The sequence below is a fragment of the Microbacterium oryzae genome (genome assembly GCF_030406385.1).
Classification (GTDB): Bacteria; Actinomycetota; Actinomycetes; order Actinomycetales; family Microbacteriaceae; genus Microbacterium; species Microbacterium oryzae_A.
The window spans coordinates 156,092-179,171 of sequence record NZ_JAUEPM010000005.1 but is presented as its reverse complement, the minus strand read 5'-3'; the positions used below and the strand labels follow the sequence as shown (position 1 = coordinate 179,171).

The following is a 23,080-nucleotide window of genomic DNA, read 5'->3' as shown; positions in this document are numbered from 1 at the left end:
CCATCCAGGAGGGCACCGTGTCCACCATCACCCCCCAGCTCGTCAGCCTCGACGAGGACCTCGGAGCCGATAAGGCGGCCGTGCTCCGCTCGCTCTCGGCCCGGTTCGTCGCCGAGGGCCGCGCCGTCGACGCCGACGCGCTCTTCGCCGCCGCGTGGGCGCGCGAGGAAACCGACGCCACCGGCCTTCCCGGAGGCATCGCCATCCCGCACGCGAAGAGCGCGACCGTGACGCAGGCGTCGCTCGCCTTCGCCCGGCTCGATCCCGCCGTCGACTTCGGGTCGTTCGACGGCCCGAGCGACATCGTCTTCATGATCGCCGCGCCCGACACCGCGGCCGAGGAGCACCTCGCTGTGCTGTCCACGCTCGCCCGGCACCTCATGGACGACGACTTCCTCGCCGCGCTGCGCGCCGCGAAGGACGCCGACGAGGCCGTGGCCGTCGTCCGCGCCGCGATCGGCGAGGACGGCGGGGAGGGCGCGTCTGCACCGGCCGCCCCCAGCGCGGCGACGGCCGCACCCACGGCCGCACGCCCATCCGCAGCAGGCGTGGACGGACTGCAGATCGACGGACGCCCCGCGCGCGTCGTCGCGGTCACCGCGTGCGCGACCGGCATCGCCCACACGTACATGGCCGCCGACGCGCTCGCCGCCGCCGCGAAGAAGGCGGGCGTCGAGTTCGCGGTGGAGCCGCAGGGCTCGAGCGGCTTCGACCGCTTCGACGCCGACACCATCGCGCAGGCCGACGCCGTGGTCTTCGCGACCGACGTCGACGTGCGCGAGCCGCAGCGCTTCGCGGGAAAGCCCGTCGTGCGCCGCTCGGTCAAGGCGGGGATCGAGCACGCCGATGCGCTCATCCGCTCCGCCGTCGAGGCGGCCGCCGATCCCCGCGCCGACCGCGTCGGCGGCAGCGCCGAGGCCGCGTCCGCACCGGCTCAGAAGGAGTCCCCGGGCGCCCGCGTGAAGCGCGTGCTGCTCACGGGCGTGTCGTACATGATCCCGTTCGTCGCCGGTGGCGGGCTCCTCATCGCCCTCGGCTTCCTCTTCGGCGGGTTCGACATCACCGAGAACGCGCAGGACATCGTCCTCGGCAACGCGCTGTGGAACCTGCCCGACGGCGGACTCCTCACCTACCTCGGCGCGGTGTTCTTCACGATCGGCAACATCTCGATGGGCTTCCTGGTCGCCGCCCTCGCCGGGTACATCGCCTTCGCCATCGCCGACCGACCGGGCATCGCGCCCGGCTTCGTGGCGGGGTCGGTCGCCGTGCTCATGAGCGCGGGCTTCATCGGCGGCATCGTCGGCGGCGTCCTCGCCGGGATCGCCGCCTGGTGGCTCGGATCGCTTCGCGTTCCGCGCTGGCTGCGAGGGCTCATGCCCGTGGTCATCATCCCGCTGCTCGGGTCGATCGTCGCGTCGGGCCTCATGATCCTCTTCCTCGGCTGGCCCATCGCCGCGCTCATGAATGCGATGACGGATGGCCTCAACGGCCTGGCAGCGTCGGGCCTCATCGTGGTCGTCGGCATCGTCCTCGGCCTCATGATGTGCTTCGACCTCGGCGGCCCGGTGAACAAGGTGGCCTACGCGTTCGCCGTCGCCGGCCTGGGTGCGGCTTCCGAGTCGAACTCCGTGCCGTACCTGATCATGGCCGCGGTGATGACGGCGGGCATGGTGCCGCCGCTCGGCATGGCTCTCGCCTCGACCATCCTCGCTCCGAAGGCGTTCACGGCCCCCGAACGCGAGAACGGCAAGGCCGCCTGGCTGCTCGGCCTCTCGTTCATCTCCGAGGGCGCCATCCCGTTCGCCGCGGCCGACCCGCTGCGCGTGATCCCCGCGTCCATGCTGGGCGGAGCCGTGACCGGCGGCCTCTCGATGCTGTTCTCGGTCGGCTCGCGCGCCCCGCACGGCGGACTGTTCGTGGCCTTCGCGATCGACCCCATCTGGGGCTTCGCGGTCGCGCTCCTCGCCGGCACCGTCGTCACGGGCTTGGCTGTCGTGGCGCTCAAGCGCTTCGGGCGTCGCGCCGACGCCGTCGCCCCCGAGGCGGCGCTCGTCACCGCCTGATCCTCCGCACGAGACGAGGCGGCCCCGCGGGAGACCCGCGGGGCCGCCTCGTCTCTGGGCCGCCGCATGCGGCAACGGCGTCAGGGGGCGGGAATCCCGAATGCCGAGCGGAAGGCGGCGAGGGCGTCCTCGGTCGAGTGCCGCGCCCATCCTTCGAGTCCCACGACGCCGGTGTACCCGATCCTCCGCAGCGCTGCGGCGATCGCCGGGTAGGCGATCTCGCCGGTGCCGGGCTCGCAGCGGCCCGGCACATCCGCGACCTGGATCTCGCCGATGAAGGGGAGTGCGCGCTCGACGAGGTCGGTGAGGTTCCCCTCGCCGATCTGCGCGTGGTACAGGTCGAGATTCAGCCGCAGATGCGGGCTGTCGACCGCCGCCACGAGGGCCAGGGTGTCGGCCGCCCGCGCGAACGGCGTGCCGGGATGGTCGACCGCCGTGTTGAGGTTCTCCAGCGTGAAGACGCGGTCGTATCGCTCGCCCAGCGCGGCCACGCGCTCGAGAGTTCTGGCGGCGGTCAGCCAGTCCGAGGGGCTCACGACCTCCCGCGGGATGACGGGCAGCCCCTTCTCGTCCAGGCCGGTCCCGTGGAGGTTCAGCCGAGGGCTGTCGATCACGGCCGCGGCGCGGAGCGACTGCTCAGCCGTCGCGAGGAGGTCGGCGATGCCGTCGACATCGGTGAGGTTTCCGGTCACGTACCCGGTCATCGACGAGAAGGTCGCGCCGGTGGCGGCGAGGGCGTCGAGGTCCTTCGCCGTCCAATCCCAGATCTCGACCTGGAAGCCCCGCTCGTCGAGGGCGCGCACGCGCTCGACGAGGGGGAGCTCGGTGAAGAGCATCTCCGCCGAAGCGGCGAGGGGCAGCTCGTCGGTGCGCGTGGTCACGCTCATACCACGCGGCCTTCGTCGTCGAGGCGAACGATCGCGTGCTGCTCGACGGATGCCCGGCAGGCCAGCGCGATCGCGAGGGCCCAGCGGGCATCCTCGCCGCGGGCGCCGGACACCTCGCCGCTGCGGATCGCCTGGGCGAACGAGACGAGCTCGTCCGCGTAGGCCTGGTGGAACAGGTCGATGTTGAGTCGGGTCGTCTCGGCGGACTGGCCGGCGGCGCCGTAGTGGCGCATGCTCGTGGCGCGCACGTCGCCCGCGGTCACCATGCCGGCGTCTCCGAACACCTCGCCGCGCACGTCGTAGCCGTACACGGCCGAGAAGTTCGCCTCGGCGACGGCGAGGGCGCCGTTGTCGTACCGGATGGTGACCATCGCGGTGTCGAGCAGGCCGCCGTCCTTGAGCTCGGGTGCGACGAGCGCGTCCGCCAGTGCGACGACCTCGACCGGCTTGGCGGTGCCGTTGAACCAGTTGAGCGTGTCGAAGTCGTGGATGAGCGTCTCGTTGAAGATGGTCCACGGCTTCACCGCGCCGGGGTTCGCCAGGCCCGGATCGCGTGTGAGCGAGCGGAGCAGCTGGGGCGTGCCGATCCCGCCCTCCTGCACGACGCGACCCGCCGCGGCGAAGTCCGTCGAGAAGCGGCGGTTGAATCCCACCTGCAACGGCACGCCCGCGGCGGAAGCCGCGGCGATCGCCCGGTCGGCGTCCTCGATTGTGAGAGCCATCGGCTTCTCGACGAACACGGCCTTTCCGGCCTCGGCAGCTCGGACGACGAGGTCGGTGTGCGTGAAGGCGGGGGAGGCGATGACGACGCCGTCGATCTCCGGGTCGGCGATGAGCTCCGCCGCGTCAAGGAAGGCCCTCCCGACGCCGTACTTCTCGGCGACGCGCTCGGCGGCGCCCGGCACCGGATCGGCGACGGCTGCGAGAACGGCGCCGGGGATCCGCAGCGCGATGGTCTCCGCATGGAATGCGCCGATCCAGCCCGACCCGATGAGGCCGATGCGCACCGGCTGGCCGTGCTCGCCGGCGGTCTCGTGAAGCGGGGTGGGGATCGTCATCATGCCTCCAGCACGTCGTCGTGTGGCAGTGCCCTCTGCAACAGCCGCAGCGCGAGACTAGCACGAGCAACTAGCACGTGCCATTACGGCCGGGGCTGTCCGAATCTCCAGGGCTGTGTCCCCGCATGCAACGATGAATCGTGCCCGAACAGCGACCGACGATGAAGGATGTCGCCGATCGCGTCGGCGTCTCACGCCAGCTCGTGTCCCTCGTCCTGCGCGATCTGCCCGGCGCCAGTGCGGAGACGCGCCGACGCGTGCGTGACGCCGCAGCGGAGATGGGGTACTACCCCGACTCCTCAGCGCGAGTGCTGCGCGGCAACCGGAGCTTTCAGCTCGGCGTCATGTTCACCATGCACGAGCCGTTCGAGGTGGATCTCGTCGAGGCGCTGCTCACGGGCGCCGCGGAGCGCGGCTTCTCGCTGGTCCTGGGGCCGCTGACCCCGGCGCGATCGCACCGCGATGTGATCCCGGAGCTGCTCGGACAGCGCATCGAAGGGCTCGTGGTGCTCGCTGCCGACGGCGGCGGGGCGCGCATCGACAGTCTGCCCGACCGCATCCCGGTCGTCCAGCTCGGTGGCCCACGCAGTGACGGACCGGTGGACGATGTCCGCGCCGACAATGCCGTCGGCATTCGGCTCCTCGTAGATCACCTCGTCCACCTGGGTCATCGCCGCATCGCCCACGTGACCGGCGGCTCTGGACCGAACGCCGAGTCCCGCCGGAGGCAGTACCAGCGCGCGATGCGCTGTCACGCGCTCGAGGCCGACGTCGTGGAAGCCGCCTACACGGAGACGGCCGGCGCTCGGGCGGCGGAGGCGCTTCTCGCTCGGGAATCTCGACCGACGGCGATCATCGGCGCCAACGACCGGTGCGCTTCTGGCGTGCTCGCCACGCTCGTGGCCGCGGGCGTCACGGTGCCCGAGGAGGTCTCCGTGGTCGGCTTCGACGACAGCTCCGTCGCGCGCCTGCCGTACACACAGCTGACGACCGTGCGCCACGATCCCGTCCGCCTCGCTTGCGCAGCGCTCGACGCGCTGATCGGTCGGATCGACGAACCGGACGCGCCGGTCGTCGAGCACCGGGAGACCCCTGAGCTGATCGTGCGCCGGACGAGCGGACCGGCTCCCCGCGAATGAGCACCCGAGCCGTAGGCCCGCTCGAGGGTGGACCAGCCATCCGCTCAGCTCGCGCGGCCACTCCTCAGGTCCGGATGAGGTGCTGAAACGCCTCGAGGATGAGCTCGATGCTCAGGTGCTCGGGGATGTCGGGCTCGCCCGCTTCGAACTCCGCCAGCTCCACCCCGCGCACGGCGTCGGCGGGGAGAGCTGCGAAGATCGCGGCGACCTGGTGCGGCAGCAGACCATCGGGCACTCGGTAGGCGGCCGGGATGTAGCCCGGCTCGAGGACGTCCCAGTCCACGTGGATCCACACCGGGCGATCGCCGACGAACTCGCGCACCGCGTCGGGGGTACTCGCGGCGGGGGAGAGTGTGCGCACTCCCGCACTGTCCAGCAGCTCGCGCTCGGCGGGATCGATGTCTCGCGCGCCGACGATCGCGACGCGGGTCGGGTCGAGGCCGGCCCCGTGACCGCTGTCCCACAGTCCGCAGGCGGCGGCCAGGACCATCCCCCCGAGGTACCCCGAGCCCGTGGTGTCGGGGGTGTTGAAGTCCCCGTGCGCATCAATCCACAGCACCACGGCGTCGGGGTAGCGGGCCGCGACCTCCGGCAGCGTGGCGAGGCTCGCGGCGCACGTGTTGGTCGCCAGCACCGGGACCGTCCCGGCATCCAGTCCCGCCGAGAGCGCCGACCGCAGCTCGCGCAGGGTGCCGACCGCGGCGGGCAGGCTCTCCGTCCAGTCGTCCTCGACCGGTGCGGACGGCGCGCCCACCACTTGCGCGTCCACCCCCAGCAGAGCCGAAAGCGCGTCCCCGGCGAGGCGGGCGCCGACGAGCGCTCCGCCCGTTCGATCGGCGACCCGCCCCTGCGAGACGATCAGCGAGTGCTCCATGTTCGTTCCCTCCGTCGCCTGCCATCCTGGCGGGTGCCGACGGTCGGACGGCAATCGGCTCCGTCGGGGCGGATGGTCGTGGGGCGGAAAGGCGGCGAGAGCGTCAGCCGTGCAGGTCGGCGAGGGCCTTCTCGAGGCGCCGGTCGCGGGTGGCGTCCTGCTTCGCCTCCGCGATGGAGCGCGCGATCTCCTTCTGCCGCGTGTACGACAGCGCCTCGTACGCCGCTCGCGCCGTCGGGTCCGCGGTGAGGGCGACGGCCAGCACCTCCGGCACCTCGACCTCGCGCTTGGCCGTGTCGAGGTCGATCTCGACGTCGACCTCGTCGCCGATCTCGATGTCGAGCTCGGCGCGAGCGGCCTTGCTGAGCCCGAGCATGTTGCGCCCGCCCATGCGCGCGATGCGCAACCGGGCGCTCCTGCCGCCGACGGTCACGACGACGGGCGGGTTCTTCGCGGAGCCGAGGGCGGCGACCTGCTCGTCATCGAGGAGGATCGCCGCCGCGGGACCGGTCTTCTCGATGACGGTGCGCAGACGGATGGCGGTCATGGGGCGAGTGTAGGCGGGCCGGACGACACGGCGCCCGCCCTCCCACAGGAGACCGGGCGCCGGATGGTGCGGGATCAGGCGGTCTTCAGCGCGTCCTTCACGGAGATCGTCCGTCGGGCGGTGACGGCGAGCGTCGTGGCGATGAACCCGAGCACTCCCCAGATGAGGAGGCCCGCGATCGCGCCACCGGCGCCCCCCGCGTCGGTCACGACCGAGAGCAGCGCACGGTACGCGGGCGCCGTCGGCAGCACGGCGGCGATGTCGGCGAGCACGCCGGGCGTCGTCGAGACGATGCCCGTGGCGATCGAGAGGGCGCCCACAACGGCGGAGATCCAGCGCCCGGCGCCGCCGAACACGGCGACGAGCGCCTGATTCACGGCGGCGAACCCGACGCCCGCGAGGGCGCTGATGCCGAGGAACGCCCAGAAGGTCGGCGCCTCGTACCCCGTTGCGATCTCGACGACGACCGCCATGATCACGCCCTGCAGGGCGCCGATGAGCGCGGCCGGCAGCAGCGTCCCGCCCGCCAGCAGGGCCGACGCGCGGCGCGACGTCAGCGCGCGGCTCGTCACCGAGCGCAGCGCCACGAAGGTGGCGAGGCTGCCGAACCAGAGCACGACCGCCGCGAGCAGCGGGATGGCCGATGTGCCGAAGAGGTTCAGATCGGTGTCCGCGTCGACGGGAGCGGCCACCACCGAGGCGAGGGAGCTCGCCTCGCCGTCGGTGAACGACGGCAGCTGGTCGACCGCGGTGCCGAGGCCCTCGCCGAGCGTGTTGGCGCCGTCCGCGAGCTCGCCGATGCCGTCGCCCAGATCGCCCGCACCGGTCGCGAGCTCCGTCGCGCCGTCGCCGAGGGGACCGGCACCCGAAGCGAGCTGCTGGGCGCCGGTGGACAGCTGGGTGGCGCCGCCCGCAAGCGCCGCGATGCCGGTGGCGAGGTCGTCGGTGCCCGTCGCGAGCGTGCCGGCTCCGTCGGCGAGCTGACCCGCGCCGTCCGCCACCTGCGCGGTGCCGCCCGAGAGCTGGGCCGCGCCGCCGGAGAGGCTGTTCGCCCCGTCGGCGAGGGCGACGACACCGGACGACAGGTCATCGGCACCGCCGGCGAGCTGGCCGACGCCGGCCGCGAGCTGGTTCGCGCCGTCGGAGACGCCCGTCGCACCGGTGGCGAGCTCGCCGGCGCCGTCGGCGAGGCTCGAGGCGCCGGTGGCGGACTGGTCGGCGCCGTCGGCGAGCTGGGTGAGTCCGCCCGCGAGCTGGCCGGCGCCGTCGGATGCCGCGCGCAGCTGGCCCGCGATCTGCTCGGGGGCCTGGGCGGCGAGACCCGCGAGCCCCTCCGCCGTGCCGGCCGCGGCGGCCTGCGCCTGCGTCGCCGGGTCGACGAGGGCCGCGACGCCCGCGCAGAACTCGGGTGCGGCGCCCGACGCGCCGCACTGCTCGCTGAGGGCGGCGAGGCCCTGCGCGACGCCCGCGGTCGCCTGCGCGCTGCCGTCCGCGGCGGCGGTGAGCTCGGCGGGGACGAGGCCCTGCTCCACGAGCTGGTCGGCGCCGGCGGCGAGCTGCGACTGCAGCTCGGCCGCGCCGGTCTGCGACTGGCGGATGCCGTCGGCCAGCGCGGAGACGCCGGTCGAGAGCTGCGAAGCGCCGTCGGACAGGCCGGTGGCGCCGGTGGCGAGCTGACCGGCTCCGTCCGCGAGCGAGGAGGCGCCATCGGCGCTCTGTCGCGCGCCGTCTGCGAGGGCGGAGGCGCCGTCCGCGGCCTGACCCGCGCCGGTCGCGAGCTGATCGGCGCCGGTGGCGAGCGCCCCGGCCCCGTCCGTCAGCTGCGCCGCGCCCGACTGCAGGCCCGCAGCGCCGTCGGCGAGCTGGTGCGCGCCATCTGCCAGCTGGCTGGCGCCCGCGCTCGCGTCCGTCGCGCCGCCCGCGAGTTCGCCCGCGCCGTCGGCCAGCTGGCCCGCGCCCTCGCCGAACTGGCCGATGCCGTCGGCGAGCTGGGCGGCCCCGTCGGAGAGCTGCACGGCGCCATCCTGCGCCTGCGTGGCGCCGTCGGCGAGCTGCGTGGCGCCGTCGGCGGCGTCGCCCAGCTGCTCGCCGAGCGTGGTGTAGCCGATGAAGACGTTCTCGAGCGTCGACTCCGACAGCGTGGAGCCGAGCGTGGAGGCCGCGACCTGCGCCACCTGTGACGCGATCGCGCCGTCGACGATGCGCGCGTCGGGCGCGGTGGTGACCTCGATCTTCGCCTGCTCGGGGTCGGAATCCTCGCCCGAGAGCGACTTCGCCGACGACATCGCGGCGGCCGAGAAGTCCTCCGGGATGGTGATGACGGCCTGGTAGGTGCCGTCGGCGATGCCCTCGGCCGCGTCGTCCTCGTTGGAGAGCACCCAGTCGAGGTTGCTGTCGAGGTCGTCGGAGCCCTCGACGAGACCGGCGGCGAGCTGGCGGCCGAGCGGCACGGTCTGGCCGTCGATCTCGGTGCCGTCGTCGTCGTTCACGATCGCGGCGCTCATGTTCTCGAGCTGGTCGGTCGGATTCTCGAGCGACGCGACGAGCACACCGCCCACGACGGCGGGCAGCAGCAGCACGCCGAGGAAGCTCAGCCACGTCACGCGCCCTCGCGACTCGGCGCGTTCGACGGATGTGCGGAAGCGGGTCATGCGGTCACCTCGAGGATCTCGGAGGGGCTGAGGATGGCAGTGGTCTCGCGCACGCGGAAGCCCGCGGAGGCGAGGAGCACGCGAGCGCGCTGCGCGTCGTGCGCGGATGCGACGACGGTGAGCGGGTTGGCCGGGTCGGCGTCGCGCGCCGCCCGGAGGAGCTCGGCGACCCGGTCGACCGCGGCGGGTGCCAGCGCGTCGAGGGCGTCGAGGACGACCAGCCGCGTGCCACCGGAGAGCGCCTCGCGGAGGGTCGCGACGGGGTCGTCGCCGCTGTCGAACAGCGCGACGCCGACGTGGGTGCGGACCCACGCCCCCCGCCCCGGCAGGAGGTGCCCCGCGACCCGCAGTCGGCCATCCGCGATCGGGATGCGCCCGGCCACGGCGAGGAGCACCGCGCGCGTGCGGCGCGGATCGGGGGAGGTCACGACGAGCGCGTCGCCCGGGTCCGCGCGGAGGCTCACGTCGGATGCGACCTCCTCGTCACCCTCGGCGATGACGACGCCCTCCGCGGCGACGGCCGCGGTCGAGCCGGGCTCCGGCCAGTCCGCGAGCTCGCGCTCGCGCTCGACGGCTTCGCCCTCGATGTCGAAGTGGGGGAGCACGCGCTCGAGCCATGCCGGCATCCACCAGGCGTGGCGGCCGAGCAGGGTCATCACGGCGGGAACGAGCGTCATCCGGATGAGGAACGCGTCCACCGCGATGCCGACGGCCAGCGCGAGCGCGATCGGCTTGATGCTGCTGTCGCCCTCCGGCACGAACGCGGCGAACACCGCGAACATGATGATGGCCGCCGCGGTGACCACGCGCGAGGAGGCGGTGAAGCCCGAGCGGACGGCGCCCACGGCGACCTCGTCGGTGCGGCCGAGGCGACGCGCGGTGTGGACGAAGTCCTCGCGCATCCGCGAGACGAGGAACACCTCGTAGTCCATCGCCAGACCGAAGAGCACGCCCATGACGACGATCGGCATGAACGCGATGACGGGGCCGGTCTTGGCCACGTGCAGCAGGTCGGCGCCCCAGCCCCACTCGAACACCGCGCTCACCACGCCGAAAGCGGCGAGGATCGACAGGAGGTAGCCGAGCGTGGCCTTGAGCGGCACCCAGATCGACCGGAACACGATCATGAGGAGCACGAACGACAGGCCGACGACGAAGATGCCGAACGGCAGCAGGGCCGCGCCGAGGCGGTCGGAGATGTCGATGGCCACGGCCGTGAAGCCGGTGACCTTGAGATCGATGTCGTACTCGTCGAGCCACTCGTCGTGGTGCGCGCGCAGCTCGCGCACGAGCTCGCTCGTCGCGGGGTCGGATGGCCCCGCCTCGGGCACGATCTGGACGATGCCGGTGTCGGCGGTCTCGTTGGGAACGGCAAGCGCCACCTCCGCGACGCCGTCGATCTTCTCGACCTCGTCGCCGATGTCCTCCATCAGCCCGAGCGGGTCATCGGACGTGACGATCGTGCCGGTGAGGATGAGCGGGCCGTTGAAGCCCTCGCCGAAGTGCTCTCCGACGAGGTCGTAGCTCTGGCGCGCTTCGCTGTCGGCGGGCAGGACGCCGGCGTTGGGGAGAGCCAGACCGAGCTGGGCCGAGGGGATGGCGACGACGCCGAGTCCGACGGCCACGGCGATCGTCGTGACGAGGGGATGACGCGTGACGCCGCGCACCCAGCGCGCGGCGAAGCCGTTCTCGCGAACCGCGGCACGGGCATCCGACGTCTTCTTCGGACGGCGCACGCGCCCGACCGCGCGCCCCTTCACGAAGCCGAGGAACGCCGGGGTGAGCGTGACGGCGATGAGCACCGCGATGGCCACGGCGACCGCCGCGGCGATGCCCATGGTGGTGAGGAACGGGATGCCGGCGAAGCTCAGGCCGATGAGGGCGATGAGCACGGTGGCGCCGGCGAACGTCACGGCGGAGCCCGCTGTGCCCGTCGCACGCGCCGCGGACTCCTCCGGATCCACCCCCTCGCGCACCTGATCCTGATGTCGCGCGGCGATGAAGAGCGCGTAGTCGATGCCCACCGCGAGGCCGAGCATGAGCGCGAGCAGCGGGGTCGTCGCCGAGACCGTGGCGACCGAGGTCGCCGCGACGATGCCCAGCATCGAGACGCCGACACCGAGCAGGGCGACGCCGAGCGGCAGGCCCGCGAGCACGAACGAGCGGAACGTGACGATGAGCACGAGGAGGGCGATGACGACGCCGACGGCCTCCGTGATCGTGACGGTGGGGAGCTCGGTGGCGTAGAGGTCGCCGCCGAGCGCGACCTGAGCGCCCTCCGGCAGCTCGTCACGCAGCTCGTCGACGGCGGCGGCGAAGTCGTCCTTCGTCTCGTCGCTGATCTCCGAGCTCGAGCCGGAGAACTGGGCCTGCACGATGGCGGCCGTGCCGTCGTCGGAGAGGAGCCCTGTCACCATCTCGTCGTAGGGGGAGGTCGATCCCTCGACGCCGGGGAAGTCGACGAGCTCGTCGACCTTGTCCTCGATCGGGCCGCGGTAGGCCTCGTCCTCGATGTCGTCGCCGTCGGCGGCGACGACGATGAACTGCGCGGCGGTGCCGGAGACCTGCGGGAACGTGCGGCTCAGCTGCTCGAGACCCTCCTGGGCCTCCGTGCCCGGAATGGAGAAGCTGTTGTCGAAGCCCTTGTTGAGCCCGAGCGCCGCGCCGCCCATCACGAGCAGGATGATCAGCCACGAACCCAGCACGCGCCAGGGGTGGCGGTAGGACCAGCGGCCGAGCGAGTACAGCAGGGTGGACACGAGGCGCCTCCGGGAGATGGCGGACGGGGTTCGATACAGCGCTGTATCCGATACAGATGTGTATCGTAGTCGATGAGCGCGGTGCCGAGGCTGGGTCTGCCGTGTGAGATGGTGAACGACGCGGGAGGTGCCCGCCGGGAGGAGCGCCGACGTGGCGGACCAGGTGCGCGCGACCACGCGCAGTCGCGAGAACACGCGTGCGCGCCTGCTCGAGGCGGCCGCGGCCGTGTTCGCCGAGGTGGGCCTCGGCGAGGCGTCCGTGGAGCGGATCTGCGAGCGCGCGGGCTTCACGCGCGGCGCGTTCTACTCGAACTTCGCGTCGAAGGACGAGATGTTCCTCGAGCTCGCCAAGGCGGTCGCGCAGGAGCGCGTGGCGGCGGTGCGTGTGCGCGTCGCGGAGATGGACATCGGCGCGGGTCTGGGCGCGGAGGCGGAGAACGCGGCCGCGATCATCCGAGTCCTCGACGTCATGGACGACGACCGCGTCACCACGCTTCTCATGCACGAGATCGAGATCCACGCGATGCGCGATCCCGAGTTCGCCGCCGCCTATGCGGCACAGCTCGACGACATCGTCGCCGAGGTCGTGCAGCTCGTCGAGGAGATCGTGGAGGCGGAGGGGCTCGCGCTGCGACTGCCCGCCCCCGAGGCCGCGAGCATCATCCTCGCGGTGTGGTCGGAGGTCTCGCGCCGCGTCGCGATCGCGGGACTCGAGGGCGAGGCCGCGCGCGAGATCCGCAGCGTCGAGGTGGGCCGCGTCGTGCAGCTCGTCCTGGAGCGGGGCTGAGCGCCCCCTAGAGCAGCGCGTCGGCGACCGATGGGCGCACGAGCGCGGAGTAGCAGCGCGAGAGGCGCTCGCGCCACCATGCGGCGCGCTCGTCGGATGCCGCGTGCGCGTCGAGGAGGTCGGGCACGGGCTCGACGCGCGTGACGGGGATGGCCCCGCCCTGCGGCACGCGGCGCGGTTCGGCGACGTCCGCCGCGAGGAGGGCCGCGGTTCCGAGGCCGCAGTCGAACTCGAGGACGGGGAGCGCGGCCGCGAGCGCGGCGCCCTGTGCGAGGCCGATCGAGGTGTCGAGCGCGCTGGAGACGACGGCGGGGAGCCCCGCCGCCTGCACGATGTCGAGCGCGCGGCGAGTGCCGCCGAGCGGCTGCGCCTTGACGATGAGGATGTCCGCGGCGCCCGCGCGCGCGACGCGCAGCGGATCGGCGGCCTTCCGGACGCTCTCGTCGGCGGCGATCGGGATGTCCCAGTCGCGCAGGCGGCGCCGGATCTCCGCCAGCTCCTCGACGCTCGCGCACGGCTGCTCGGCGTACTCGAGATCGAACTCCGACAGCGCGTGGAGAGCGCGCTCGGCTTCGTCCACGTTCCACCCGCCGTTGGCGTCGACGCGGACGCGGGCCTCGATGCCCATCGCCTCGCGCACGGCGCGGACGCGGGCGATGTCGTCATCCAGGCCCTGGCCGGCTTCGGCGACCTTGACCTTGGCGGTGCGGCAGCCGTCGTAACGGGCGAGGATCTCCGGCACGCGGTCGGCGGTCACCGCCGGTACGGTCGCGTTCACGGGGATGCTGTCGCGATGCGCGGCGGGCTGCGGATTGAACGCGAAGTCGATGGCCGACGCGAGCCACGTCGACGCCTCCGCGTCGTCGTATTCGAGGAACGGCGAGAACTCCGCCCAGCCCTCGGGACCCTCGAACAGGGCCGCCTCCCGAAGGGCGACCCCGCGGAACCGCGTGGCGAGGGGGAGGGAGACGATGCGCGTCGACGCGAGGATCTCGTCGAGGGCGGGCAGCGGAGCGGTCATGCGACCATCCTGCCTCTCCCGCGCGCGCGGCGCGCGGAACCGGGGCCCCGGCCATCCGCTCGCTCTCGTCTGGACGCGGCCCCGGCCATCCGCTCGACCCTAGGCTGGCGGCATGCCGCTTCTCGACACCCCCGTGCGCCTCGGCGTGCAGATCGCGCCCCAGCACTCGACCTATGCCACCATCCGCGACGCCGTGAGCCGGCTCGAGGACATGGGCGTGGACATCCTGTTCAACTGGGACCACTTCTTCCCGCTCTCCGGCGAGCCCGACGGGCTGCACTTCGAGGCGTGGACGATGCTCGCGGCGTGGGCGGAGCAGACCGAGCGCGTCGAGTTCGGATGCCTCGTGAACTGCAACTCGTACCGGAACGCCGACCTCCAAGCCGACATGGCGCGGACGGTCGACCACATCTCCGCGAAGGGCGGCGACACCGGACGCTTCATCTTCGGCACCGGCGCCGGATGGTTCGAGCGCGACTACGACGAGTACGGGTACGAGTTCGGCACCCCGGGGTCGCGGCTCAGGGCGCTCGCCGAGGGGCTCGGCCGCATCGAGCGCCGGTGGGACGTGCTGAACCCCGCGCCGACGCGCCGCATCCCCGTGATGATCGGCGGCAAGGGCGAGCAGAAGACGCTGAGGCTCGTCGCCCGGCACGCCGACATCTGGCACTCCTTCACGGAGGGCGAGGAGCTCGCGCGCAAGCTCGACGTGCTCGCGGCGTGGGGGGAGAAGGAGGAGCGCGACCTGTCGGGGCTCGTGATCTCCAACGAGCTGAAGCAGCGCGACGAGGCCCGCGCCGACGCCCTCTTCGAGCAGGGCGTGCGCCTGTTCACGCTCGGCATCACCGGCCCCGAGCTCGACTTCGACGAGGTGCGACGCTGGCTCGCCTGGCGTGACGCGCGGAACGGCCGTTGACGCTGCGGGAATAGGCTGGAATCGTGAGCGACGCCTTCGTATCCGAGCTGTTCGACCCGTCCGAGTGGGATGCCGCGCCCGGTTCCGAGGGGTATCGCGACATCACCGCCCACGTGTCGAAGGACGGGCGCATCGCGCGCGTCGCCATCGACCGGCCCGAGGTGCGCAACGCGTTCCGTCCGGCGACGGTCGACGAGCTGTACCGCGCGCTCGACATCGCCCGCACCGACCCCCGGATCGGCGTGGTGCTGCTCACCGGCAACGGCCCGAGCCCGAAGGACGGCGGCTGGGCGTTCTGCTCGGGCGGGGATCAGCGCATCCGCGGGCGGGATGGCTACAAGTACTCCGAAGAGGACGGTGCGGTCACCGACTCCGCGCGGGCCGGGCGCCTGCACATCCTCGAGGTGCAGCGTCTCATCCGCTTCATGCCGAAGGTCGTCATCGCGGTCGTGCCGGGATGGGCCGCCGGCGGCGGGCACTCGCTCAACGTCGTGTGCGACCTGTCGATCGCGTCGGAGGACGCGAAGTTCAAGCAGACCGACGCCGACGTCGGCTCGTTCGACGCCGGCTACGGCTCCGCGTACTTCGCCCGCCAGATCGGGCAGAAGTTCGCCCGTGAGATCTTCTTCCTCGCCGAGACCTACTCCGCCCAGCGCGCGTACGAGATGGGAGCGGTGAATCGCGTCGTGCCGCACCCCGAGCTCGAGCGGGAGGCGATCGCGATGGCCCGCACCATCCTCGGGAAGTCGCCCACGGCCATCCGCATGCTGAAGTACGCCTTCAACGCCGTCGACGACGGGCTCGTGGGGCAGCAGCTGTTCGCCGGCGAGGCGACGCGGCTCGCGTATGGGACGGACGAGGCCGTCGAGGGGCGCGACTCGTTCCTCGAGAAGCGCGACCCGGACTGGTCGCCGTTCCCGTGGCACTTCTGACGGGAATGCGCCCGGCCGGAGCGCCGCGATGAGGCTCGAGCGGTTCGAGGGCGACCAGCCGCGTGACCTGCTCCGGGCGCTGCGGCGCGCGCTCGGCGCGGGGCCTGCGATCGCCGTCGGGCAGGCGCGCGAGCTGCCGGCGGATGTGCCGCCCGGAACCGCGGTCGTCCTCACGACATCGGGGTCGACGGGAGTGCCGAAGAGCGTGCGGCTGTCGCGGCACGCGCTCACCGCGAGCGCCATGGCGACGAGCGCGCGGATCGGCGCAGGGCAGTGGCTGCTGCCGCTGTCGGCGACGTACATCGCCGGCATCCAGGTGCTGGTGCGCGGGCTCGTGGAGGGGACGGAGCCGGCCATCCTCTCCGGCCGCTTCTCCGCCGCGGCGTTCGCACATGTCGTCTCGGGCATGCGCTCGTCGCGCGGGGGAGTGCGGGTGCCGACGTACACCTCGCTCGTGCCCGCGCAGCTGCAGACCCTCGTCGACGCCGCGGAGGATGCCGAGGTGCGCCGCGCGCTCGCGTCGTTCGAGGCCATCCTCGTCGGCGGGCAGGCGCTGCCTGCGGCGTTGCACGAGCGTGCGAGCGAGCTGGGCGCGCGGATCGTCCGCACCTATGGCTCGACGGAGACGAGCGGCGGGTGCGTGTACGACGGGCTGCCCCTCGACGGCGTGAGAGTCGCCGAGTTCGATGGCGAGCTGCGGATCGCCGGCCCCATGCTCGCGGAGGAATACGTCGGCGACTCCGAGCTCACCGCGCGCGCGTTCGCAACGGATGGCGACGGCGTGCGCTGGTACCGGACGGGCGACGCGGGCGCGGTGACGGATGGCCGGGTGTCGGTCACCGGGCGGATCGACAACGTCATCGTGTCCGGCGGCGTGAACGTGTCGCTCGACCGCGTGGAGCGGATCGTACGCGAGCTGCCGGGGCTCGCGGAGGCCGTGGTCGTCGGGGCGCCGGACGAGCGCTGGGGGGAGACGCCGGTCGTGGTCGCCGCGCGCGCGGGGGATGCGCCGGAGCTCGCGGAGGTGCGCGACGCCGTGGAGGCCGCCCTCGGGAAGCCGGCACGGCCATCCGCGCTCGTCTTCGTCGACGCGCTGCCGCGGCTGACGTCGGGCAAGCCCGACCGGCGAGCCATCCACGGGCTGGTGCGCTGAGGCGGACGACTTCCGCCGTCCGCACAGCGCAGGGTCGTAGGATCGGACTCCGTGGCACAGCCGAAGAATCGCAGGAAGAACGTCAGCGGCAACCCGGCCAAGCGCAGCGCGACGGCGGCGCCGGTGTCGAAGCCGGTGACCTTCGGGGACTGGGTCGGCGCAGCACGGCTGCGCACCCTGCCGCTCGCCCTCACCCCGATCCTCATCGGCACGGGCGCCGCGGTGCTCGTCGGCGACGAGTTCCACTGGGTCATCGCGCTCGCGTGCCTCGTGGTCGCGGTGGCGCTGCAGATCGGCGTGAACTTCGCCAACGACTACTCGGATGGCGTGCGCGGCACTGATGATCACCGCGTGGGTCCTGCCCGACTCACCGCCTCGAAGCGGGTGACGCCGAAGTCGGTCCTCATCGTCGCGCTGATGTTCTTCGGGGTCGCTGCCCTCGCGGGGCTCGCGATCGTCATCCGCACGCAGCAGTGGTGGATGCTCGTCGTCGGCGCGCTCTGCATCGTCGCCGCGTGGTTCTACACCGGCGGCAAGCGACCCTACGGGTACAACGCGCTCGGCGAGGTGTTCGTCTTCGTCTTCTTCGGCCTCGTGGCGACTCTCGGCACGACCTGGGTGCAGGCGCTCGCCCTGCCGCAGGAGGCGTGGTTCGGGGCGGTCGCGTCCGGCTTCTTCGCGTGCGCTGTGTTGCTCGCCAACAACCTGCGCGACATCGACCAGGACCGCAAGGTGGGCAAGCGCACGCTCACGGTCCTCATCGGACGCCGCACGACGCAGGTGCTCTTCACGGTGCTCGTCGTCCTCGCGTTCGCGATCGCCGCGTACCTGGCGTTCTTCTACCCGCCCGCATGGCTGGCGCTCCTGGCGCTGCTCGCCGCGGGCCCCGCCGTCGTCATCGTGTGGACGTATCAGACCGCGCGCGAGCTCATCCTCGCACTGGCGCTGACGTCGCTCGCGTCGCTGGCCTACGCGGTGTTCCTCGCCTGGGCCTTCATCGGCTGACGCGGTCAGTCCTCAGGGGCGTGTCTCACTTGCCGCGGTTATCCGGAGTGAGTGGCCGCCCGGAGTGAGACATGGGTGCCTGGCGCGGGTGGGCGTGTCTCACTTGCCGCGGTTATCGGGGGTGGGTGGCCGCCCGGAGTGAGACATGGGTGTCTGGCGCGGGTGGGCGTGTCTCACTTGCCGCGGTTATCGGGGGTGGGTGGCCGCCCGGAGTGAGACATGGGTGTCTGGCGCGAGTGGGCGTGTCTCACTTGCCGCGGTTATCGGGGGTGGGTGGCCGCCCGGAGTGAGACATGGGTGTCTGGCGCGAGTGGGCGTGTCTCACTCGCCGCGGTTATCGGGGGTGGGTGGCCGCCCGGAGTGAGACATGGGTGTCTGGCGCGGGTGGGCGTGTCTCACTTGCCGCGGTTATCCGGGGTGGGTGGCCGCGGGGAGTGAGACATGGGTGTCTGGCGCGGGTGGGCGTGTCTCACTTGCCGCGGTTATCCGGGGTGGGTGGCCGCCCGGAGTGAGACATGGGTGCCTGGCGCGAGGCGGGAGCCCTGCGGGACGCGACGAAGCGCGGGTCAGTCCTCGCGGGTGACGGCGTCCTCGGCTTCTGCGTCGAGCTCGCGGCCGGAGGGGCGGCGCACCCGCTTGCCCTGACGGCGTTCGTACAGCCCGGTCGAGACCTCTTCCAGCGGGCGCCGCAGCAGGAGGATCGACAGGCTCAGCCCGATCAGCGCCGCGAAGAGGGCCGCGAGCCACCAGAGCTGCTGGAACACCGGGAAGATCATCAGCACGCCGAACGGCACGAGGAACGCCAGCAGACGCAGCACCGAGTAGACGACGACAGAGCGGATGTTCATCCCTCCATCCTAGAAGCGGCAGCCTGAGCGCACCCGGGGCGGCGCCTGCTGGGCGCACGCGTTCCGGCGGCGCCCAGGCCGCGCGCGCCGCCGACGCCTAGGATGAGGAGATGGCCCGCGCTCTCATCCTCCTAGCGGTCGCCGCCGTCGTGTTCTGGGTCTTCAGCATCGTCGACTGCGCGGTGCAGTCGCCGGCCCGCCACCGCGGCGTCTCGAAGAACACGTGGCTGGTCATCGTGGTCCTCATCCCCGTCATCGGGGGCATCCTCTGGTTCGCGATCGGCCGCACTCGGCCCGACGCCCAGCGTCGCGGGCCCGTCGCGCCCGACGACGATCCGACCTTCCTGGGAACGCTCGGCGCGTTCCCGGATCAGGACGAGCGCATCCGCCAGCTCGAGGAGGAGCTCGCCAAGCTCGACGACGAGGACGAGTCCAAGCGCAACCCCGAGTCCAAGCGGAGCCCCGAGCCGAAGCCGAAGCCCGAGGACGACGGGCGCTCCGACGACGAGCGCGAGGGCGACGGCCGAGACCCATCCGGCTCGCGCGGCTGACATGACGGACCAGGCGATCGCGTCGCCGGCCTCGCAGGCCGCGTGGGCGCTGCTGTCGGAACTCGTCGCGCAGGGCGTCACCCATGTCATCGTGAGCCCGGGCTCGCGCTCCCAGGCGCTCGCGCTCGCCGCGGCCCGCCTCGAGCGCGAGGGTCGCATCCGCCTGCACGTGCGCATCGACGAGCGTGTGGCGGGCTTCACGGCGGTCGGCATCGGGCGGGAGCTCGGCGTTCCGGCGGCGGTCATCTGCACATCGGGCACGGCCGTCGCGAACCTCCTGCCCGCCGCGCTCGAGGCGCATCACTCCGGCGTCCCCCTGCTGCTCCTCACCGCCGACCGGCCCCCCGAGCTGCGCGGCATCGGCGCGAACCAGACCATGCGCCAGCCGGGCCTGTTCGACGCGATCACCCGCTTCTCCGTGGACGCCGAGACGCCCGCAGGCGCCGCGTGCGAGGGCGAGCGGATGGCCGAGCTCGCGTCGTCCGCGTTCGCCCGCGCGGTCGGGGCGGCCGGGGAGGCGCCCGCCGGCCCCGTGCACCTCAACCTGCCCTACCGGGAGCCGCTCGCCGGGGCCATGCCTGCCGTGGAGCACGCTGTCGCTCCCGCGCAGGACGCGCCCGCCCCCTCCCGCCCGGCCACGACCATCCCGCGCGGACCGCGCACGGTCGTCGTCGCCGGCGCGGATGCCGGCCCCGCGGCCGAGCAGATCGCGCACGAGGGCGGATGGCCGCTGATCGCGGAGATCGTGAGCGGCGCTCGCTTCGGACGCAACGTCGTGCACGGCTATCGGGAGGCGCTGCGCGAGCCGGAGCTCGGCGGCCGCGTGGAGCGCGCGATCGTGCTCGGCCACCCCACACTCAGCCGTGAGGTGTCTGCGCTCCTGTCGGACCCCTCGGTGGAGGTCGTGGCGGTGCGTCGCGGCGGCGAGGAGCTGAACCTCAACGGCGCGAGCCGCGCCGTGTGGGGCGTCGAAGTGGCGGACGGCCCGGGCGACGACGACTGGCGCGCGGCCTGGCTGCGGTTCTCGCAGGCGCACCTGCCCGACCTCGCGCCGCCCGCGCCCGACATCGAGGGCCTGCAGTCGGACGATCCGCGTCAGCGCGGCGAGGCGGTGCGTGCAGAGCTCGAGGCGGTGCGGCGTCCGCTCGACCGCGCGCAACTGGTGGCCGCGGTGTGGTCGGCGACCTGGCCCCACGACCGGCTGGTCTTCGGCTCTTCGCGCCTCGTGCGGGTCGCCGATGCGCTGCTGCCGGGCAAGAAGGTGCCCGTGCACGCCAACCGCGGCCTCGCCGGCATCGACGGCACCGTCGCCACTGCCATGGGCGTCGCGCTCGCGAGCCAGGGCGCGGCGCGCGCGGGGGTGACGCGGGTGCTGCTGGGCGACCTGACCTTCCTCCACGACGTGGGGGCGCTGCTCCTGCCCGACATCGAGGACGAGCCGCGCGTGCAGATCGTCGTGGGCAACGACCGCGGCGGCACCATCTTCGACGGGCTGGAGGTCGCCGGCGCCGCGTCGACGGAGGACATGTCGCGCGTGCAGTACACGCCGCAGTCCGTGCGGATCGAGCAGCTCGCCATGGCGTACGGATGGGAGCACCACCGCGTCACGACCCGCGGGGCTCTCGATCAGGCGCTCACCTCGACGGTCGGCCGGCGGCAGATCATCGAGGTTCCGCTCGCCCGCTGAGCGCGCGGTCCGCGACGGACAGGGTCTTCGGGAGGCCGGCCCCGGCCATCCGCCCTGGTGTCGTCGGCCGTGCCCGCGGCAGGATGGGGCCATGACCGCGAAGAGCCAGGTGAAGTGGACGGATGACGCGCTGACGGCGCTGCGCGCAGGGGAGGGGTTCCGGCTCCCAGATCTCGACCCGCGAGCGACGCCCGGCTACACGGGCGACAAGAAGGATGGCGCGGTCGACCTCGCTGCGGGCCTCGCGCAGCTGGCGGAGTACCAGGAGCGGCTCTACGCGGCTAGCCACGGCGGAGATGCGGCCGATCGCGTGCTGCTCGTGCTGCAGGCGATGGATTCGGCGGGGAAGGGCGGCATCGTGCGGCACGTCATGGGCGGCGTGGACCCGCAGGGCATCGAGCTCGCCGCGTTCAAAGCGCCGACGCCCACCGAGCTCGCGCACGACTTCCTCTGGCGCATCGAGAAGCGTGTGCCGCGCGCGGGCTACATCGGCGTCTTCGACCGCTCGCACTACGAGGACGTGCTCATCGCGCGTGTGCGCGAGCTCGCCTCGCCGAAGGAGATCGAGCGCCGGTACGACGCGATCAACGAGTTCGAGGCGCAGCTCGTCGAGCAGGGCACCCGCATCGTCAAGGTCATGCTGCACATCTCCTACGACGAGCAGGGCGAGCGCCTCATGGAGCGCCTCGAGCGCCCCGACAAGCACTGGAAGTACAACCCGGGCGACGTCGACGAGCGCGCGCAGTGGCCCGCCTACCAGGAGGCGTACCAGGCGGTCTTCGACCGCACGTCGACCGAGGCCGCACCCTGGTACGTGGTGCCGGCGAATCGGAAGTGGTTCGCGCGGCTCGCGGTGCAGGAGCTCCTCCTGGAGACCCTCGAGGCCATCGACCCGCAGTGGCCAGCCGCGGACTTCGACGTGGCGGCCGAGAAGAAGCGTCTGCGCGCCACCATGGGCTGAGCCGCATGGCCCCGGGCCGGATGGCCTGGGCCGGGGGTGGAGGGCGCCTCGAGATGCGGGAGGATGGACGCATGGCTCGCATCGTGATCGCACCGGACAGCTTCAAGGGCACGATCGCGGCGGCCGACGTCGCCGCCGCGCTCGCCGAGGGATGGCGGAGCGTGCGCCCCGACGACGAGATCGTCGCGCGCCCGATGGCCGACGGCGGCGAGGGCACGCTGGCGGCGTTCGCGGAGGCGGTCGAGGGCGCGGTGCGCGTTCCCGTGCGGGTGACGGGTCCGACCGGATTCGCGGTGGACGCGAGCTGGCTGCGGCTGCCCGCGACCGAGGACGCCCCGGGTGGGATCGGCGTGGTCGAGCTGGCCTCGACCTCGGGAATCGAGCTGCTCGGCGACGCGCGTCGCCCGTGGGAGGCCTCGACCGTCGGCTTCGGCCAGGCGATCGCCGCCGCACTCACCGCCGGCGTCTCGCAGCTCATCCTGGGGATCGGATCGAGTGCCTCCACCGACGGCGGCGTCGGCCTCCTCACCGCCCTCGGCGCGCGCTTCACCGACGCGTACGACACCTCCATCGCGCCCGGAGCATCGGGGCTCGACGACGTCGCGAAGGTCGACCTCTCGCGCCTGCGCCCGCTGCCCGAGCGCGGCGTGCAGGTGCTGTGCGACGTCACGAACCCCCTCCTCGGCGGGCGCGGCGCGGCCGCTGTCTTCGGCCCGCAGAAGGGGCTGGACGAGGCGGGCGTCGCCCGAGCCGATGCGGGGCTCGCGCGACTGGCGGAGGTGCTGAAGGGCCTGGGCGGCGACACCGTCGCCTCGTCGCTGGCCCGTGTCGCCGACCCCGAGGCGCCCGGTGCCGGAGCCGCGGGCGGCGCGGGCTACGGGCTGCTCGTGTGGGGCGCCGAGATCGTGCCGGGCGCGATGCGCGTGGCCGAGCTCACCGGTCTGAGTGCCGCGCTCGAGGGTGCTGACCTCGTCATCACCGGCGAGGGGTCGTACGACGGCCAGTCCGCCTCCGGCAAGGCGCCCGCGCATGTCGCCGAGCTCGCCGACGCCGCCGGCGCGCAGGTCGCGATCGTCGCGGGGCGCATCGCCGCCGACACCTCCGCCGTGGCCCACGCGCTCTCGCTCACCGAGCTCGCGGGCTCCGCCGAGGCCGCCATCGCGGACCCCGCGACCCACCTGCGTGCGGCCGGGGCCGCGCTCGCCGCGGCGTTCTGACATCGCACGCACGATACTGAAGGC

19 protein-coding genes are annotated in these 23,080 nt (G+C 72.9%); 11 read left to right on the top strand and 8 right to left on the bottom strand.

Annotation, left to right across the window (positions count from 1 at the left end; genetic code table 11):
- Nucleotides 1-17 precede the first annotated feature (17 nt).
- Nucleotides 18-2,063, top strand: coding sequence for a PTS fructose transporter subunit IIABC (locus tag QWJ90_RS09645; RefSeq protein WP_290107559.1), 2,046 nt, complete (start codon nt 18-20; stop codon nt 2,061-2,063).
- A gap of 80 nt (nt 2,064-2,143) precedes the next feature.
- On the opposite strand, the gene QWJ90_RS09640 is transcribed toward QWJ90_RS09645, so the two are convergent.
- Together QWJ90_RS09640 and QWJ90_RS09635 are read right to left on the bottom strand one after the other, a co-directional pair.
- Nucleotides 2,144-2,950, bottom strand: coding sequence for a TIM barrel protein (locus QWJ90_RS09640; RefSeq protein ID WP_290107558.1), 807 nt, complete (start codon nt 2,948-2,950; stop codon nt 2,144-2,146).
- Complete coding sequence (locus QWJ90_RS09635) at nt 2,947-4,008, bottom strand: Gfo/Idh/MocA family oxidoreductase (protein WP_290107556.1); 1,062 nt, start codon at nt 4,006-4,008, stop codon at nt 2,947-2,949. Before QWJ90_RS09635 ends, QWJ90_RS09640 begins: the two co-directional genes overlap by 4 nt.
- Before the next feature lie 140 nt (nt 4,009-4,148).
- Here QWJ90_RS09635 and QWJ90_RS09630 point away from each other — a divergent pair, with 140 nt between their 5' ends.
- Nucleotides 4,149-5,147 (top strand): LacI family DNA-binding transcriptional regulator, encoded by a 999-nt coding sequence (locus tag QWJ90_RS09630; protein WP_290107555.1) that lies wholly within the window; start codon nt 4,149-4,151, stop codon nt 5,145-5,147.
- Nucleotides 5,148-5,211: 64 nt separating this feature from the next.
- Here the strand turns inward: QWJ90_RS09630 and QWJ90_RS09625 are convergent, their stop codons facing one another.
- The 4 genes from QWJ90_RS09625 to QWJ90_RS09610 all read right to left on the bottom strand — a co-directional run bounded on the left by QWJ90_RS09625 (nt 5,212) and on the right by QWJ90_RS09610 (nt 11,978).
- A complete protein-coding gene (locus tag QWJ90_RS09625; RefSeq protein WP_290107554.1) occupies nt 5,212-6,021 on the bottom strand; it encodes an arginase family protein in 810 nt (269 codons plus the stop codon).
- Between the two features lie 103 nt (nt 6,022-6,124).
- The gene (locus QWJ90_RS09620) at nt 6,125-6,568 is read right to left on the bottom strand and encodes a YdeI/OmpD-associated family protein (RefSeq protein ID WP_290107553.1); all 444 of its coding nucleotides are present in this window, start codon (nt 6,566-6,568) and stop codon (nt 6,125-6,127) included.
- Nucleotides 6,569-6,642: 74 nt separating this feature from the next.
- Nucleotides 6,643-9,219, bottom strand: a complete 2,577-nt coding sequence (locus tag QWJ90_RS09615; protein WP_290107552.1) for a YhgE/Pip domain-containing protein — start codon at nt 9,217-9,219, stop codon at nt 6,643-6,645.
- Nucleotides 9,216-11,978, bottom strand: coding sequence for an MMPL family transporter (locus QWJ90_RS09610; RefSeq protein WP_290107551.1), 2,763 nt, complete (start codon nt 11,976-11,978; stop codon nt 9,216-9,218). The genes QWJ90_RS09615 and QWJ90_RS09610 overlap by 4 nt, the downstream gene beginning before the upstream one ends.
- A gap of 151 nt (nt 11,979-12,129) precedes the next feature.
- Here QWJ90_RS09610 and QWJ90_RS09605 point away from each other — a divergent pair, with 151 nt between their 5' ends.
- Nucleotides 12,130-12,765, top strand: coding sequence for a TetR/AcrR family transcriptional regulator (locus QWJ90_RS09605; RefSeq protein WP_290107550.1), 636 nt, complete (start codon nt 12,130-12,132; stop codon nt 12,763-12,765).
- 7 nt (nt 12,766-12,772) lie between these two features.
- On the opposite strand, the gene QWJ90_RS09600 is transcribed toward QWJ90_RS09605, so the two are convergent.
- On the bottom strand, nt 12,773-13,786 hold the full coding sequence (locus tag QWJ90_RS09600) for an o-succinylbenzoate synthase (RefSeq protein WP_290107548.1): 1,014 nt from the start codon (nt 13,784-13,786) through the stop codon (nt 12,773-12,775).
- Between the two features lie 112 nt (nt 13,787-13,898).
- Here QWJ90_RS09600 and QWJ90_RS09595 point away from each other — a divergent pair, with 112 nt between their 5' ends.
- From QWJ90_RS09595 to QWJ90_RS09580, 4 genes are read left to right on the top strand one after another with little or no spacing between them, the layout of a single operon-like run.
- On the top strand, nt 13,899-14,702 hold the full coding sequence (locus tag QWJ90_RS09595) for an LLM class F420-dependent oxidoreductase (protein ID WP_290107547.1): 804 nt from the start codon (nt 13,899-13,901) through the stop codon (nt 14,700-14,702).
- 23 nt (nt 14,703-14,725) lie between these two features.
- Entirely contained in the window at nt 14,726-15,634 is a 909-nt protein-coding gene (locus tag QWJ90_RS09590) for a 1,4-dihydroxy-2-naphthoyl-CoA synthase (RefSeq protein ID WP_290107546.1), read from the top strand.
- A 28-nt stretch (nt 15,635-15,662) separates the two neighbouring features.
- Nucleotides 15,663-16,787, top strand: coding sequence for an AMP-binding protein (locus QWJ90_RS09585; protein WP_290107545.1), 1,125 nt, complete (start codon nt 15,663-15,665; stop codon nt 16,785-16,787).
- Between the two features lie 51 nt (nt 16,788-16,838).
- The gene (locus QWJ90_RS09580; protein WP_290107544.1) at nt 16,839-17,792 is read left to right on the top strand and encodes a 1,4-dihydroxy-2-naphthoate polyprenyltransferase; all 954 of its coding nucleotides are present in this window, start codon (nt 16,839-16,841) and stop codon (nt 17,790-17,792) included.
- 566 nt (nt 17,793-18,358) lie between these two features.
- Here the strand turns inward: QWJ90_RS09580 and QWJ90_RS09575 are convergent.
- Nucleotides 18,359-18,640 (bottom strand): DUF4229 domain-containing protein, encoded by a 282-nt coding sequence (locus QWJ90_RS09575; protein WP_290107543.1) that lies wholly within the window; start codon nt 18,638-18,640, stop codon nt 18,359-18,361.
- Between the two features lie 110 nt (nt 18,641-18,750).
- Here QWJ90_RS09575 and QWJ90_RS09570 point away from each other — a divergent pair, with 110 nt between their 5' ends.
- The 4 genes from QWJ90_RS09570 to QWJ90_RS09555 all read left to right on the top strand — a co-directional run bounded on the left by QWJ90_RS09570 (nt 18,751) and on the right by QWJ90_RS09555 (nt 23,056).
- On the top strand, nt 18,751-19,191 hold the full coding sequence (locus QWJ90_RS09570; RefSeq protein ID WP_290107542.1) for a PLD nuclease N-terminal domain-containing protein: 441 nt from the start codon (nt 18,751-18,753) through the stop codon (nt 19,189-19,191).
- A 1-nt stretch (nt 19,192) separates the two neighbouring features.
- Nucleotides 19,193-20,878 (top strand): 2-succinyl-5-enolpyruvyl-6-hydroxy-3-cyclohexene-1-carboxylic-acid synthase, encoded by a 1,686-nt coding sequence (menD, locus tag QWJ90_RS09565; protein ID WP_290107541.1) that lies wholly within the window; start codon nt 19,193-19,195, stop codon nt 20,876-20,878.
- Nucleotides 20,879-20,969: 91 nt separating this feature from the next.
- Nucleotides 20,970-21,839 (top strand): polyphosphate kinase 2 family protein, encoded by an 870-nt coding sequence (locus QWJ90_RS09560; RefSeq protein ID WP_290107540.1) that lies wholly within the window; start codon nt 20,970-20,972, stop codon nt 21,837-21,839.
- A gap of 71 nt (nt 21,840-21,910) precedes the next feature.
- The gene (locus QWJ90_RS09555; protein ID WP_290107539.1) at nt 21,911-23,056 is read left to right on the top strand and encodes a glycerate kinase; all 1,146 of its coding nucleotides are present in this window, start codon (nt 21,911-21,913) and stop codon (nt 23,054-23,056) included.
- The last annotated feature ends 24 nt before the right edge of the window (nt 23,057-23,080 follow it).